General features: G+C 48.2%; 13 protein-coding genes. 11 read left to right on the top strand and 2 right to left on the bottom strand.

The window, feature by feature from the left end; all coding sequences use genetic code 11:
* The first annotated feature begins 5 nt into the window (after positions 1–5).
* The 4 genes from PSHG_RS29825 to PSHG_RS29160 all read left to right on the top strand — a co-directional run bounded on the left by PSHG_RS29825 (position 6) and on the right by PSHG_RS29160 (position 3264).
* Positions 6–122 (top strand): sporulation protein YjcZ, encoded by a 117-nt coding sequence (locus PSHG_RS29825; RefSeq protein WP_081505046.1) that lies wholly within the window; start codon positions 6–8, stop codon positions 120–122.
* A gap of 249 nt (positions 123–371) precedes the next feature.
* Positions 372–1118, top strand: a complete 747-nt coding sequence (locus PSHG_RS03000) for a ThuA domain-containing protein (protein ID WP_010269232.1) — start codon at positions 372–374, stop codon at positions 1116–1118.
* Between the two features lie 131 nt (positions 1119–1249).
* Entirely contained in the window at positions 1250–2311 is a 1062-nt protein-coding gene (locus tag PSHG_RS02995) for a Gfo/Idh/MocA family protein (RefSeq protein ID WP_010269229.1), read from the top strand.
* Positions 2312–2403: 92 nt separating this feature from the next.
* Positions 2404–3264, top strand: coding sequence for an AraC family transcriptional regulator (locus PSHG_RS29160; RefSeq protein ID WP_010269227.1), 861 nt, complete (start codon positions 2404–2406; stop codon positions 3262–3264).
* 140 nt (positions 3265–3404) lie between these two features.
* On the opposite strand, the gene PSHG_RS02985 is transcribed toward PSHG_RS29160, so the two are convergent.
* Entirely contained in the window at positions 3405–4436 is a 1032-nt protein-coding gene (locus PSHG_RS02985; RefSeq protein ID WP_010269225.1) for an FUSC family protein, read from the bottom strand.
* A 379-nt stretch (positions 4437–4815) separates the two neighbouring features.
* Here PSHG_RS02985 and fumC point away from each other — a divergent pair, with 379 nt between their 5' ends.
* Entirely contained in the window at positions 4816–6204 is a 1389-nt protein-coding gene (gene fumC / locus PSHG_RS02980; RefSeq protein ID WP_010269222.1) for a class II fumarate hydratase, read from the top strand.
* A 293-nt stretch (positions 6205–6497) separates the two neighbouring features.
* On the opposite strand, the gene PSHG_RS02975 is transcribed toward fumC, so the two are convergent.
* On the bottom strand, positions 6498–7733 hold the full coding sequence (locus PSHG_RS02975; RefSeq protein ID WP_010269219.1) for an Nramp family divalent metal transporter: 1236 nt from the start codon (positions 7731–7733) through the stop codon (positions 6498–6500).
* A 457-nt stretch (positions 7734–8190) separates the two neighbouring features.
* Between PSHG_RS02975 and PSHG_RS02970 the strand changes: the two genes are divergently transcribed.
* The 6 genes from PSHG_RS02970 to PSHG_RS02945 all read left to right on the top strand — a co-directional run bounded on the left by PSHG_RS02970 (position 8191) and on the right by PSHG_RS02945 (position 15412).
* Positions 8191–8751 carry a GNAT family N-acetyltransferase gene (locus PSHG_RS02970; RefSeq protein WP_010269216.1) on the top strand — a complete coding sequence of 187 codons (561 nt, stop codon included), beginning with the start codon at positions 8191–8193 and terminating at the stop codon, positions 8749–8751.
* 225 nt (positions 8752–8976) lie between these two features.
* Positions 8977–9825 carry a MerR family transcriptional regulator gene (locus PSHG_RS02965; RefSeq protein ID WP_010269213.1) on the top strand — a complete coding sequence of 283 codons (849 nt, stop codon included), beginning with the start codon at positions 8977–8979 and terminating at the stop codon, positions 9823–9825.
* Positions 9826–9892: 67 nt separating this feature from the next.
* Positions 9893–11812 carry an ABC transporter ATP-binding protein gene (locus PSHG_RS02960; protein WP_010269210.1) on the top strand — a complete coding sequence of 640 codons (1920 nt, stop codon included), beginning with the start codon at positions 9893–9895 and terminating at the stop codon, positions 11810–11812.
* Positions 11813–11970: 158 nt separating this feature from the next.
* Complete coding sequence (locus PSHG_RS02955) at positions 11971–13113, top strand: zinc-dependent alcohol dehydrogenase (RefSeq protein WP_010269207.1); 1143 nt, start codon at positions 11971–11973, stop codon at positions 13111–13113.
* Between the two features lie 203 nt (positions 13114–13316).
* Positions 13317–14036: an alpha/beta fold hydrolase gene (locus PSHG_RS02950; RefSeq protein ID WP_010269203.1), complete on the top strand. Its 720-nt coding sequence runs from the start codon at positions 13317–13319 to the stop codon at positions 14034–14036.
* Positions 14037–14422: 386 nt separating this feature from the next.
* Positions 14423–15412, top strand: coding sequence for an aldo/keto reductase (locus tag PSHG_RS02945; RefSeq protein WP_010269200.1), 990 nt, complete (start codon positions 14423–14425; stop codon positions 15410–15412).
* Positions 15413–15482: the final 70 nt, after the last annotated feature.

The following is a 15482-nucleotide window of genomic DNA, read 5'->3' as shown; positions in this document are numbered from 1 at the left end:
CTACTATGGGTGGTTACGTTGGAGGAGCCGGCTATGGAAGCTGTGGCTTCGGTTTTACGAGCGCAGGAGTGATCCTGGTCTTGTTTATTTTGCTGGTTATCATCACTCGGGCTTGGGTCTAATTTGCGGATCAGATTCTCTTTTTCAAGACGCAGTAGCAGGGTCATCCACCCTGCTACTTTTTTTTATGAATGATAGATTAGAATGCGACAGCTGTACTCCGCTTCTGGTGTTCCTTTCAACAGGCCCCGGCTTCTCAACAGCATATCAAATTTGTGCAAGTTTTCTTCGTCTACCTCCATTGTTATAATGCTTGTGGATGTGCATAATGATAATGACTTTAAAAAAAAGTACGAACAGGGGGAAGTTCATTGATTCGCGTAACGGTTTGGAATGAATACAGACATGAAAAGGAAAGCGAGTATGTGGCCAGTGTATATCCGGAAGGCATACATCAAGCTCTTGCAGAAGGGTTGGCATCAGATTCCTTCACTATTCGCACGGCAACACTGGATGAGCCGGAGCATGGTTTGACTGAGGAAATATTGAACAATACGGATGTCTTGATCTGGTGGGGACATAAAGCTCACGGCGAGGTTCAGGATGCAATCGTCGACCGGATTCAACAGAGAGTCCTTCAGGGTATGGGGCTAATCGTTCTTCACTCCGGCCATTACTCCAAAATTTTCAAAAGAATGATGGGCACCACCTGCTCCTTATTATGGAGAGAGGCGGGGGAAAAGGAACGTATATGGGTTGCTAATCCTGCTCATCCGATCGCCCAAGGGATAGGTACATACTTTGAGCTGGAACACGAGGAAATGTACGGAGAGTTCTTTGATATCCCCGAGCCGGATGAGTTAATCTTTTTAAGCTGGTTTCAGGGAGGAGAGGTGTTCCGAAGCGGCTGCACCTTCTACAGAGGGCGCGGCAGAATCTTTTATTTCCGTCCAGGCCATGAAACGTTCCCGACCTATCGCAACGAAAATGTGCTAAAGATTATTAGCAATGGAATCAAATGGGCTGCTCCTGATCCGCAGCTGGTCGTTCCGGAGCACCACCGGGGTCCATCGGCACCGGTTGAGCCGCTGCCTGACCCCCTGAACGTCAACAAGTAAGGTTGGCTTGCTTCCAGCTTGTGCAGCGGCGCTCCCAGCGCGCGGTGTTTCGCGGCATGACGTCTGGTCGGTCATTTATATGGCCTTAATTGTAGTTATGGCTGCTATATAAAAGGGAGGACAAAAAAGCGATGTCTGCGTTAAAAGTAGGTGTAGTAGGTACCGGGAATATTTTTAAGTCCGCTCATTTGCCAGCTTGGCTTGCCCATCCGGAAATTGAATTGACCGCTTTCTGTGATATTAATCAAGAAAGAGCCACTCGCCTGGCGGGTGAACATGGAGTCCCTTATGTCTATGAGCATTATCAGGATTTGATTGCCCGCGAAGACATCGATATTGTCGATGTTTGCTCCGCTAATCTGTATCATTCTGAAATAGCGGTAGCCGCCATGCAGGCGGGAAAGCACGTTTTTTGTGAAAAGCCGGATGCGGTAAATCCGGAGGAAGCCTTGAAAATGCAGGAGGCCGCCAGTGCCAGCGGCAAAGTGCTGATGGTCATGCGGAATAACCGCTTCCGTCCGATTTCCAGATTTGTCAAGCAATATATGGACGAAGGCCATGCGGGAGAAGTGTATACCGGTCGCTGCGGCTGGATTCGCCGCAGAGGGATTCCGGGCAAGGGCGGCTGGTTTACGACCAAGGAGCTGTCTGGTGGAGGGCCGCTGATCGATCTTGGCGTACATTATATAGATTTGGCCCTCTGGTTCATGGGGAATCCGAGACCGGTTGCCGTCAGTGGCGCTACATACCGCAAATTTGCGGATAATTCGCTCTCTGATTCGATTCACAGCAGCTTTGGCGAGAAGCAGGAGGACGGAACCTTTGATGTAGAGGACCTAGCTTCAGGCTATATCCGCTTCGAGAATGGAGCCACTCTGCAGATTGAATTCAGTTGGGCCTCCAACATTGAAGCAGAGACTCAATTTCTTGAATTAAGAGGAACCAAGGCGGGGCTGCAAATGATCAATAACGATGTCAAAGTGTTCACCGAAATAGCCGGAGCTTTATGCGATATTAAGCCTAACCTTCCGAAGGAGAAAACCGGGGGACACGCTGAGAACATCCATCATTTCATCGATGTTGTTCAGCAAAGAGCAGAGCCTATATTTGTACCCAGCCAGGGAGTGGATATGATTAAAATTCTAACCGCTCTTTATCAATCCGCTAAGAGCGGCAAAGAAGTTAGATTGTAAGCTCTCGTTACCCGCTATTGTACATTCCCCAACGATCCCTGCTAGGTTGCAGCCGGGAATCGTGCTAATATAGAAGCTGGGGGGTGAAGCCGGTGGTGCATCCATTGCCCAAGGTGACATTAGCGGGTGATTTTATTTTAGCTCCCGATGCGACAGTTGGCCCCAGAGTTATTAAGGAACACGAGCTGATTTATTTCATCAATCCGCGCCGATTTGTTTACCAGCTGGAGGAGGAAATGTACTCTTTAAATCAGCCCTGTGTTGTGCTGCAAAGACCAGGGATCGACCATCATTATTGGGGTGAAGGAGATATTTCTTTAAGACATCAATTTGTGCACTTTACTCCGGGAGAAATGCTGGGGCATATGCTGCCCAATTGGTCAACACAAAGCTACTTTCCTTTGGAGAATAACAGCTTGATTCCGGAATTGTTTAGTGAACTGCTGCACATTGTTTCCGATAAAGGGTATGGCTGGGAGGAACGCTGCGGCGCTTTAATTTTCGCTATGGTTTCTCATCTGCTAGAGGCGGGCACGGATACCGAGGCCCATAAGCTTCCGATTGAGCTCCAGCATGCTATACACTATATTGAAATTCACCTGGCAGACCCGATCCCGGTTAAAGAGCTGTCCAGGCAGGCCAATTGGTCTCATGAGCATTTTACGAGAATGTTCAAACGATATGTAGGACTAAGTCCCATGCAATATATTTTGTCCAGAAGAATTGAACGGGCATGCCGCTTAATGGCTAATAAACCTTATCATATACGGGAAATTTCGGAAATGTCAGGATTTCAGAGTGAGCAGTATTTCTCCAGATGTTTTCGCAAGTTAAAAGGTATGTCTCCTTCGGCTTACCGTCATAAAATAAGAGAAGTACGTCCTGCGGAAACGGACAGGCTCGATAAAGCATGGAAGGGACGGCATCCTTTGAACACGTATTTTGTGCAGTAAGCAAGCCGCTCATTTCGGCGGCAGAGAGCTGTGAAAACATGACCGCATCTTCACTCTGGAGTGGAGATGCGGTCTTCTTATATAAATAGGAGAGTGTTCGGCGGACCTATTTCGTGTGCGGCAAGCAAGAGAAGGTTATGTTATCGGACAGCGCGAACCGGCCGGACCGCGGGCATCTCGACGAAGTCGTCAGTTTTGCAGGTGAAAACAGCCTTTGGTGTTTCTATAAATTCCTTCAAATAATCGCTCAATGCCTCGTAGGCTTGATAATAGGGAAAGAGCTTATGCAAAGCGGTTGTGTCCGTTCCACATGCTTCCACATCAGGCTTTAACGTTTCCATAACCCAGCTCAAATGCGTCTTTTGTCCTTGTACCGATCTTTCCTGTACTTTGATTACGAGTCCTACAGCACGAATTAGCCTTTTTGCTTCATTGTGTTCCAGGTCAGCTTTTTGTAACGCCTTGATCAAATCGCGAACCCTCTCGACCATGGTTTCATAGGTAGTAAACATAAAGCCGGGATCATTGCCCGCCTGCTTGCCCAGCCATTTGTCCTCGTTGACCAATTGGGCGATTTCCTTGCCCTTTTCAATATAGGTGCGGACTTCGTCAATTTGTTGTCTCATTTGAGGCTTGTAGGGCGTCATCCGTTTGGCCTGCAGATCGAGCTGAATATAGTAGAGCAGGGTGCGCAGCATATTTTCTGATTTGGCCAGCAGCACTTCTTCTCTTTCCCGGTGAACCGGTTTACGCAGCATATTGACCATTGTGCCAACCGTCATGCCAACCAGCACAAGCAGGAATTGGTGATAGGCCGCGCTGCCTGACAGGATATCGGCGGTTCCCATCGTATTGATCGCAATAATGACAGCCAGCGTTAGAGAGGCGGTATTGCGTAAGCGGACGTGGATTGCCATAACGACTAGACAAACGAGCGCGATTAAAATAGAGTAGCTGCCAAGCAGCAGGGCGACGGAAATACCCAAAATGGCAGCAAACAAGGCGCTGGCAATATGCGACAGTGTGTGGCGCAAAGAACGGTACACCGAGGGCTGGACGGCGAGCATCGAGATGACCCCGGCAAAATGCGCCGGATCCAAATGAAGCAGACGGGCAATCCAGATGCTGATTCCAATTGCGATTGCTGTTTTAATAACCCGAAAACCGATCATGCTCTGAATCCCCCTTCGAATTAATTGGAATTTGTAACAAAAACTAACATGTATTTGATGGTTCCGGATTGAATTCCCTATTCCATTACATTTTTTCTTTGATTATAATCCTGATCTGCTAAAAAAGGAATAATTGTGTAAGGTATTTTTTTGTTTCTGACATTATTGAGTGAGGTAATCTTACATTTATATCAATGGTTGTTCCTTGCTCTAACTTGATTGCTCAGAGCTAAATTTGCTGTAAAGTTACGGGCTAATGTTGAGAGTTGCGCGATCTAGAGGTAAACTAATACAGAAGACAACTTATGAAGCCGCCTGTGCTTCGACGAAACGTACAGAAAATGAAATGAATAGCAGTTAAGTTAAGGAGGATTACGGGATGGAATTTAGAATTGAGAAGGATACAATGGGGGAAATAAAGGTCCCTGCGGACAGGCTTTGGGGCGCACAAACCCAAAGAAGCAGCGAGAATTTTAAAATTGGAACCGAAAAAATGCCTATCGAGGTAGTGCGCGCTTTTGCGGTTCTGAAGAAAGCGGCAGCGCTGGCCAACCATAAGCTGGGCAAGCTCGATAAAGATAAAGCGGAAGCGATTGCGGAAGCGGCTACTGAAGTTATTGAAGGCAAGTGGGATGATGAGTTTCCGCTTGTAGTATGGCAAACGGGGAGTGGCACGCAATCCAACATGAACGCGAATGAAGTGATTGCGCGACTTGCTTCGGACAAGCTCGCTCAAAAAGGTAGCACTGAACGCATCCATCCTAATGATGATGTGAACCGTTCGCAGAGCTCTAACGATACATTCCCGACGGCTATGCATGTGGCAGCTGTTCTAGCAGTAGAAAGCCGTCTGCTTCCTGCACTTGCCGAGCTGAAAGGAACGCTTCTCGATAAAGAGAAGCAATTCGCCGATATTGTGAAAATCGGCCGTACGCACTTGCAGGACGCAACACCTTTAACGCTAGGACAGGAAATTAGCGGCTGGAGAACAATGCTGGACAAAACAGAAGAGATGATCCGGCAGAGCCTGGAAGGAGTGCGCGAGCTAGCGATTGGAGGCACAGCGGTAGGGACCGGACTGAATGCCCATCCTAAATTCGGTGAGGCGGTAAGCGAGGAAATAACGAAAGAAACCGGCAGTAAATTTGTGTCCGCCGAGAATAAATTCCACGGGTTAACGAGCCATGACCAGATCGTTTATGCTCATGGCGCGATCAAGGCGCTGGCAGCTAACCTTATGAAAATCGCCAACGATGTGCGCTGGCTGGCAAGCGGCCCCCGCTGCGGCATCGGCGAATTGATCATCCCCGAGAATGAGCCGGGCAGCTCGATTATGCCGGGCAAGGTTAATCCGACGCAAAGCGAAGCCTTGACGATGGTAGCCTGCCAGGTTATGGGGGCTGATGCCGTTATCGGCTTTGCGGCGAGCCAGGGAAATTTTGAGCTTAACGTGTTTAAACCGGTTATCATCTACAATTTCCTTCAATCCGTCAGACTGCTTGCTGATGGGATGGAGTCGTTCAACCGCAACTGCGCAGTAGGTATCGAGCCGAATCATGAAGTAATCCAGAAGCATCTTAACCAATCCTTAATGCTGGTAACCGCATTGAATCCGCATATTGGATACGAAAAAGCGGCGGCTATTGCCAAATCTGCGCATAAAGAAGGCTTGACACTGAAGGAAGCTGCTGTCCGCAGCGGTTACTTGACAGCAGAGCAATTCGATGAAGTCGTACGCCCTGAGCTAATGATTCATCCGAAGGAGTGACATCGATTCCCAATGTGTGCAGCAACTATCCAGCGCTGACCGCAGACGGGGACATGGGTATGGCATGCATGTAGACGTCTGATAAGAATACAGGTCAAAAATATCGGGCTATCCGTAAAGTGGCAATTCAGCCGGATATCTAAAAACACCCCAAGAATGCTTGGTAATATCAACATTCTTGGGGTTTTAATTTCGGTGCCCATTTACCCGGAAATGAGATTTTAGGATAGCCTGCAACTGAGCGAACCGCGAGCGGAGTGCAAGCGCCCCGGGGACGAACCTCGAGCGGAGGTTCAAAGGAAGATGTTTTTCAAATTGTTGAAGGCAAGGACGATCAGAACGGCCAAAGCGATGATCGTCAATATGTTGCGGTTAACCGAATTTTTTAAGGTGCCCATTGCCGCCTTGTCATTCGATACTACGATCATGGCGATACCGATGCCCGGAACAACGAATATAGTTACGGCTTGGGCGAACGTTATGAGCTCTAGCGGTACCTGACCGAAGGCCAGCGAGACTACGGCACCGATAGCCATAACGAGCAGAATGCAGATCCGCACCGGACGGTCACTCAGCTTGCTTCCCAGCCCTAAGGAATCGGACAGCAAAGCGCCGCCGATCGTAGCATTTCCGGTTAAAGAAGAGAAAGAGGCCCCGAATAAGCCGATAATGAATACAATGTTGGCCCAGCTTCCGAATGTAGGCTCAAGCGCCTTTCCCATATCGCCAGCCGATTGGACTTGGATGCCTTGAGGGAACAACACGGCAGCCGAGCTGATCATAATCATCGAGGAGATAAATCCGAGTATGATAATGCCCGTAAAGCTTTCTCGCACACCGGCTTTAAGATTTTCTTTCCGCAACCCCTTTTCCCGGACGAGGTAGGACTGGTAGAAAGCTCCGACGACGCTGAAGGTAGTAGCGGTTAAAGAAATGACCAGCACAAGCGACCCTTCAGGAATGGATGGAACCAGGCCCGACACGATGCCGCTCAGACTAGGTTTTACAATCAAGAGAGTAACTAAAAATGAAATGATCATTAAGGCGACCATGACAAGCATGACTTTTTCCAGCACCTGATAGAAATTTCGGGTAAACAATAGAAGCATCCCTAGTAATGTCGTCAAGATTATCCAGAAGGAGATGGAGGTGCCCGTCAGGTCAGCTATGGCCAGCCCGGAGGCGATAGCATTGCCAGCTTGAAACGAAGCGGTTACGAGAAACGCTCCAAGCCCGATCAGGAACGCTGCTGTTTTTCCCCACTTCTCTCGAATAAGGGTCAGCAGCGATTTATCCGTAGCCATTCCAATCCGCGCACTCATTTCAGTGAAGATAAGCATGAAACAGACAGACAGAACCAGTACCCACAGCAGGTCGTAACTGTACAGGCTGCCTATCCGAGAATTTAAAGTAATGCTGCCCGGACCCAAGACGAGAGCGGCCGTAATTAAGGATGGTCCGAGGGTTTTAAACCAGCCTTTGGTATTTCCGCTGTCGGTGGGATTTAGGTTGGGTGATGGTGTTTTCATAGTAGTAGTCCTCCTTGGTATACATAATAAAAGCATGGTTAAAAACAGCAAAACAGTTTGATAAAATACTGCCTAACCGCAAAGGCTAAAAACAGCGCTTTCATTACTACGTAATTTTAGCTGGAACAAATAATTGAGACAAGTCTTTAAAATGTCCCTAAATAGGAATGACAATCATTTTATCATTTTCTCAAGCGGTTTATGGGAAAGCTACACCCGACTGTCAAACTTGGTTAAACAATACATGGGATATTCTAAATGTATTGAGGAAGATGCAGGATAGAACGGTAAGCATGCCCAGTCTAACTTTACTAGTGGAGTGTTGAAGAAGTACTGAAGAAGTATCAGAAGAAGTACAGTAGGAGTATGGAAAGTGCATGGTTACTTTATATCGCTGGATAAATGAGTAACATCTGTGTAAACCTAGAGCAAACTGCGATACGGAGGAGAATCGGCAATGATCATTAAAGGACATCGTGTTTGGCTGAAAAGCGTGGATGCGGGCGATCATGAGCTCCTCCATTCTTTGATTTGTGCGGAAGAAGATCCGGAGTGGAAGCGTTGGGATGCCCCTTATAATCGCCTGGAAAACGTAAGCCTGGAGAAATTCTCCCGGCAACTGCATAGCCGGCTGGCTGAGGAAAAAATTCCGCCGGTTCTGCTGATCCAAATTAATCATGAAACAGTAGGGACCGTGGTTTACTATTGGCAGCACGCCGAATCCTATTGGCTTGAAGTGGGCGCGGCTATATACCGACCTGAATATTGGGGGCAAGGCTACGGGACAGAAGCTTTGAGCTTATGGATCGAATATTTATTTGCTCATCTGCCTATTGTCCGGGTAGGGCTGACTACCTGGTCGGGAAATGAAAGAATGATGAGATGCGCGGAGAAGCTCGGAATGAAACTTGAAGGCCGGATTCGCCAATGTCTGCTGGTTGAGGGTCAGCTGTATGATTCGATCAAAATGGGAATGCTTCGTGAGGAATGGGAAGAGCGGCGGCCTGCTCAAGAATAGCAATTTACGATCTTAAAAATTTCACTTTTATCGTGCCTCTTGGCAGCTAGTGACTTTGGATAGCCGCAGCTGCTTCGGGGCCATTTTTTTCAAGATCATTTCTAGAAAATTGTCTTTAGAAAATCTTTAGCCAATAGAGGGTTGCGCTTGACGTAACGTCAAGCGATATAATTTGAGATGAACCGATCGGTGTAGAAGTTTTTGTCTGCGAAAGGAAGTGTTCCTTTGAATCAAAATGTTGATCATGGTCCCGTAGAGGCGCGGTATTCCATAGGTGAGTTTGCCAAGCTGACTTCCGTTACGGAAAGAACCTTGCGATTTTATGACCGGAAGGGTTTGCTCAAGCCGACAGCCTATAACTCACAAGGGCATCGTCTGTATACTCAGCAGGATTTGTTCCAGCTGCAAAAAATATTAACCTACAAGTTCCTTGGGTTTTCGCTTGAAGAAATCGGGCGGTTGTTGAACAATTCGGAGGAATCGTTGACCGAAACCTTGGCTAACCAGTCGCAGCTGTTAAAACAGAAAAAGCAAAAGCTGGAGCATATGATTGATACGGTCGATCATCTCCTCAATCTTGTTCCCGAGTCACATGACTACAGCAATGATTTGCTGCTGGCCTTAATCCATTCGATTCAGCATGAAGAAGACCAGAAGCGCTGGCTCTCCCAAATATTACCGAATGAAATCATCGATGGATTGTTTCTGGACCCGCAATCTCCGGAGAGATTGATGTACGACCGGAAAATGGCTGGTCTATTAGGAGAACTGCTGAGATATCGCCGTGAGGACCGCCAACCGGACGATCCCCTTGTATCCGAGAAGGCTTTGGAAATAGTGCAGTTAATATCGGAGATTTTACCGAATGGCGCGTTCCAACAGCTTTTTCAGCATCCGTTAGTTCAAGAGGGAGACAACCCGGACGAGCAGCTTGACCCGTTTTTGTTTCCCAGTGGATTTTCACCGGAAGAAGAACAGTTTTTGTCAGAGGTCTTTAAACAACTGGAGCATGACGAGCAGTTTCAGCTGCTGCTGACTGTTGAATCAGACAACAAAAATGAAGGCCAGGGATAAGGGGATAAGGGGATTTGGCCTCGGCCAGAAATTTTGCAGAAAAAAAGAACTTAGGAGGGGAGTTTATTTGGAGAGAGCCGTTGGGTATGGTAAAGAGACTGCAGTTCCGAAGCCGGGAAGCGAAGCAAAGTCGACAGAGCGAGTAAGCTCATCTCTCGGCTGGAAATCGTTCCTGCGCATGGTTGCCGGGCATCGGCCAGCTGCCTGGATCATTGTTGCAGCTCTGATATTGGGGCTTGGTGAAACTATATTATCGCTATTAATTCCGATGCTAACCATGAATCTGGTTGATCAATTATCTAGTGCCGGCCTGCAAGGGGCTACGATCGTCTGGCTTGTCCTTGTATTTGTTGCACAGGCTCTGTTCTCCGGGGTTTCTTATTACGGAATGAGCTATGTAGGGCAGTATATTATAGCCGGTTTGCGTAGACGTTTGTGGCAGCGGGTGCTGCGTTTGCCGGTTCCGTACTTCGACAGATTTACTTCAGGAGAAACGATGAGTCGAGTGACTCATGACACCAATGTCATTAAAGACTTTATAACGCTTCAGGTCATTCCGTTTGTCTCAGGGCTGACTTCCATTATCGGAGCACTCATTCTCCTTCTGGTGATTGATTGGAAAATGACGCTGCTGATGCTGCTTTCGGTACCAGTTGCCCTGCTCATTTTATGGCCGCTTGGCGCTAAAATGTTCGCTATTTCCAAATCCATGCAGGAGGAAACTGCACAGTTTCAAGGAGATTTAGGCAGGGTATTGACGGAGATTCGGCTGGTCAAATCTTCGCTTGCTGAACGAGTGGAGGATAAGCAGGGAGCCACAAGGATACAAAATTTGTTTCGCTTTGGCCTGAAGGAAGCCAAGATTCAGTCGATTGTTTCGCCTGCAATCATGACCTTAATGCTGTTGATTTTGGTGCTGCTGATCGGTTACGGGGGTGTCCGCGTGGCAGAGAATACTTTAACCGCCGGAGCTCTAGTAGCTATCTTGCTGTACATGTTCCAGATCATTATGCCCTTTACTCAGCTGGCAAGCTTTTTCACGCAATTTCAAAAAGCGATGGGAGCCTCCGAACGGGTACAGGAAATTCTGCTTGAGCTCCCGGAGGAGGAGGCGCAGACGCTTGCTGCGAGTGTCGGCTCAAAAAGACAGGCCCAGTCTGAGGAATTATCCTCTGGAAAAATATCTGACGAAGAGTTCCTTCCGGAGAAGGAGCGAATTGGCTCTTCTCTTGTTGAAGTAACGGCCTTTCGGCAATCCATAACGTTTGACCGGGTGCATTTCGCCTATTCGGAAGACAGACCCATTCTGCAAGACTTAAGCTTTACGGCGCGCTCCGGCCAAACGACAGCATTTGTAGGTCCCAGCGGTACGGGAAAGACTACGCTGTTTTCGTTAATTGAGCGATTTTATGTACCGCAATCGGGTGAAATCCGGTACGGGAACACGTTAATAGCCGATATTCCATTGGAGAAGTGGCGCAGCAAAATTGCCTATGTGTCCCAGGAAAGTCCGGTTATGGCAGGTACGATCAAAGATAATTTGCTGTACGGTCTAGGCTCTGTTGATGAATCGAAAATTGACGATGCGCTTGAGCAAGCTAACTTGACTTCGTTCATTGCTTCTCTGCCGCAGCGGCTGGATACGTCTGTTGGAGAAAGAGGAGTAAAGCTTTCGGGAGGGCAAAGACAGCGTCTTGCGATTGCCCGCGCAATCCTGCGCGATCCCGATATGCTCCTGCTCGATGAAGCGACCGCTCATCTGGACAGTGCTTCCGAGCAGCTCGTCCAAGAGGCATTAGCAAAGCTGATGAAGGAACGCACCACACTCGTTATTGCCCATCGGTTATCGACGATTCGGCATGCCGACCAAATTGTCGTTATGGAAGATGGCAGAGTGAGTGGTTCAGGGACGCATGAGCAGCTGATGGAGGAGCATTCGTTTTACAGAAAACTGGTCAAGCATCAATTCCAGGATGAAAATGAATGATTAGGCTAAACGGAGCATTCGTTTGACCCGAACCTGTAGGGGGGTTAAACGAATCAGCCCGCTCAGGCATAAACTGGTGCCCGACTAGCCACTCTAATGGGGACGGGGCCAGTCAGTTGGCCGCCATGGACTTAATGGACAAAAGGAGGTCAACTCAGGTGAAGGCATTGACTTATCAAGGGATGAAGAATGTAAAGGTAAAGCATGTCGAGGATGCGAAGCTGCTTAAACCGGATGATGTTCTCGTGCGGATAACCTCTACAGCGATTTGCGGGTCAGATCTGCATATATACAACGGCGAAGTTCCAAACATGCCCGAGGATTTCGTCATAGGTCATGAGCCGATGGGGATTGTGGAAGCGGTTGGGCCGGATGTAGTACGGGTGAAAAAAGGGGATCGCGTCATTATCCCTTTCAATGTAGCCTGTGGTGAGTGCTGGTTTTGCAAGCATGAGCTGGAAAGCCAGTGCGACAATACCAATGATTTTTTGCATGGGGATACGGGAGCCTATTTCGGTTATTCCGAAACGTATGGCGGATATGCCGGGGGACAGGCCGAATTGCTAAGGGTTCCGTACGGAAATTTCATCCCTTTTAAAGTGCCCGAGGATGCGGAGCTTGAGGATGAGCAGCTGCTGTTTCTCTCGGACATTTTGCCCACTGCTTACTGGAGTGTGGATAACGGCGGAGTTAAGGGCGATGATACGGTCATCGTATTGGGCTCAGGGCCGGTTGGGCTGCTGACGCAAAAATTCGCTTGGCAAAAAGGAGCCAAACGGGTTATCGCCGTCGACTATGTCAATTACCGTCTTGCTCATGCACATCGGACAAACGGAGTAGAAACCTTTAATTTTTTGGAGACGGATGACCTGAATCATCACTTAAAGGAAATGACCGGGGGCGGAGCGGATGTTGTCATTGATTGCGTCGGGCTTGATGCGAAAAAAACGTTGGTGGAAAAGGTCGAAACCGTCCTAAAGCTGCAGGGCGGGGGGCTGGGTGCTTTTCGTATGGCCGCTGATGTTGTGCGCAAGGGCGGAACTATCCAGGTAACCGGGGTATACGGATTGAATTACAATATGTTTCCGCTAGGGGATTTGTTTAGCCGTAATATAACCGTGAAGCTGGGACAGGCCCCGGTAATTCATTATATGCCGGAGCTGTATCGGCAGATTAAAGCCGGAGAGATCGATCCCACAGATATGATTACTCACCGGTTATCGCTCGATGATGCGGAGCATGGTTACAGAATATTTAATAATAAAGAAGAAGATTGCATCAAAGTCGTTTTGAAACCGTAGCGCGTTAACTTTTCCAAATAATGAGCAATGTCAGTCTAACTGTTGACCTATGCCGGGTTGGCAGTTTTTTTTATCCAAACTATGCTAAAATGAGAGGAGATACCAGAAAAAGGGAAGTGGCAGTACGAAAATGTAGTCATGAAATCGAAAATACTTCTCATAGAATTTGAGGTAGATCAAATTAAGAGAGGGGAAACGCAGGTATGAATCCAGAAAAGAAACGCCTTTATTTGCTCCATGGCCTGATGGGTACGGCTGAGAGTCACTTTGTCCATGTGCTGGAGGGAATGTCGGAATGGTTTGAAGTCATCCCCCTTGATCTGCCGGGACACGGAAATAATAAGGTTGACGCATCAACACCCTACTTTGAGGCAGCAGTGCAATGGTTAATAGAGGAAATCACAGATCGCGGCAAAGGCTGCTGTATAGCGCTGTCATTAGGAGCTTCCCTAGTCCTTCACTCCGCACTCCGCAAGCCCGAAATATATGAAGCTATCATTGTAAGCGGGTACACTCCGCATATTCCTGAAAGTATGGAAGGGACCATGCGCCGGCAGTATGATTATTTAATGAATATCCAGAATCATGATCCCAAATTGGCCAGCCGCTTCCGCGAGATGCACGGTGAGCGATGGTTTAACACCCTGACTTCAGTGCTGGAGGATTTTACTTTCAATTATCCGGTATTCACAGATTCTATGATTAAAGAATTGAAAGTGCCCACTCTGATTCTGAATGGGGCTAATGAAAAGCATGAACGTGATGCGGCGAATCAGTTTGCCGACCTCAACCCGAAAATTTCAGCAGGCTTGATTCCTTCTGCAGGCCAAATGGTAAACGCGGTAAGGCCGGAAATTTATAATCACTTGGCATTAAGTTATTTCCGCTCCACTTTGGACCAGCCTAATCAAACAGTTGAATAGGAGTTCCATATAGAAACAATTGTTGACGAGGTCTGATTAGCATGCTATACTTTCACTTATCCGATGAGACAACTGGGTTTTAGCGCTTGAACGTTAAGCTAATTCACGATCGGATTCCGTATAAGCTACCCCGCCAAGGGAGCTCACTGGTCCGTCCGCTTAACTATTAAGGGCAGGCCATATGTTAAGCCTTAATACCCCAGCTCACTTGATTCTACCGGACAGCCGGAGACATCTTTCATTTTCATGATGTCTTCAGGCTGTTTTTTTATTGCTCAGATTGGCCGTTTTAGACGAGGGCTTACCTCGAGGTGAGGAAAAAGGGGTAGCGGCTCGCATTTTCAACTAGGATAGCAGCAGAATTAAGAAGGGGGCATTCTGAATAGATGAAATATAATCGATTAGGCAGAACAGGGTTGAAAATTTCCGAAGTCAGTCTGGGCACGATGGCATTCGGCCGTTGGATCGATGAAGCGGCTTCCGCTCAAGTGCTGGACTGTGCGTTGGATTATGGAATCAATTTGATAGACACGGCTGATGTATACGGCAAAGGAATGGATCTGAATGATCCGACCCGGCACGGCGACTCCGAGGCTATTCTTGGCGAATTGCTCAAAGGCCGCAGAGATCAGGTTTTGCTGGCAACCAAGGCTCATGCCAGAGTCGGGCTCGGTGTCAACGATGCGGGACAAAGCCGGTATCATCTTATTCGGGCGGTAGAGAACAGCTTGAAAAGGTTGCAAACCGACTATATCGATTTGTTCCAGGTTCACCGCTTCGATGCAGATACTCCGCTGGAGGAAACGCTGCGTGCTCTGGATGATCTGATCACTGCGGGCAAAATTCGTTACATGGGCTGCTCCAACTTTGCTGCTTGGCAAATTGCGAAAGCTCAAGGAATTAGTGAGGCTAAGGGGCTTCACCGATTTGAAAGCGTGCAGCCGGAATATAGTTTAATTTCCCGCGAGATTGAAACCGAACTGCTTCCTTTTGCCCGTTCGGAGAAAACCGGTGTTATCGTGTATAGCCCGCTTGGACGCGGAATACTGACCGGTAAGTATAGCGAAGCACAGGAACAGCCCCCGGCAGGCTCTCGACTGGCGGCGGGAGAAGCCCGGCTCAAGCAATTGCTTAGTAAGAATCCGGGGCTTGCTTTAGTTGAAGCCATTCGTCCGCTTGCTGAAAGCCGCGGTTGGACACTTGCCCAGTTTGCTTTAGTGTGGGTGCTCGGCCGCCCAGGTGTAACGTCAGCCATTCTTGGGGCTTCCAAGCGGGAACAGGTGGAGTCTTCCTTGCAGCATATCGAACATAGACTGAGCATTGAGGAGCTGGAAACGATCGATTCGGCGGCACGGGAGTTAGGCATAATAAAGTGAGCAGCTGCCAGCAGCCTAATAGGAAGTGGAGTATGTACTGTTGCTGCGATCAGACCAGCTCTAATCTAGG

This window comes from Paenibacillus senegalensis JC66, assembly GCF_000285515.1.
Lineage (GTDB): Bacteria > Bacillota > Bacilli > Paenibacillales > NBRC-103111 > Paenibacillus_L > Paenibacillus_L senegalensis.
This window is presented reverse-complemented; position numbering and strand designations above follow the sequence as displayed.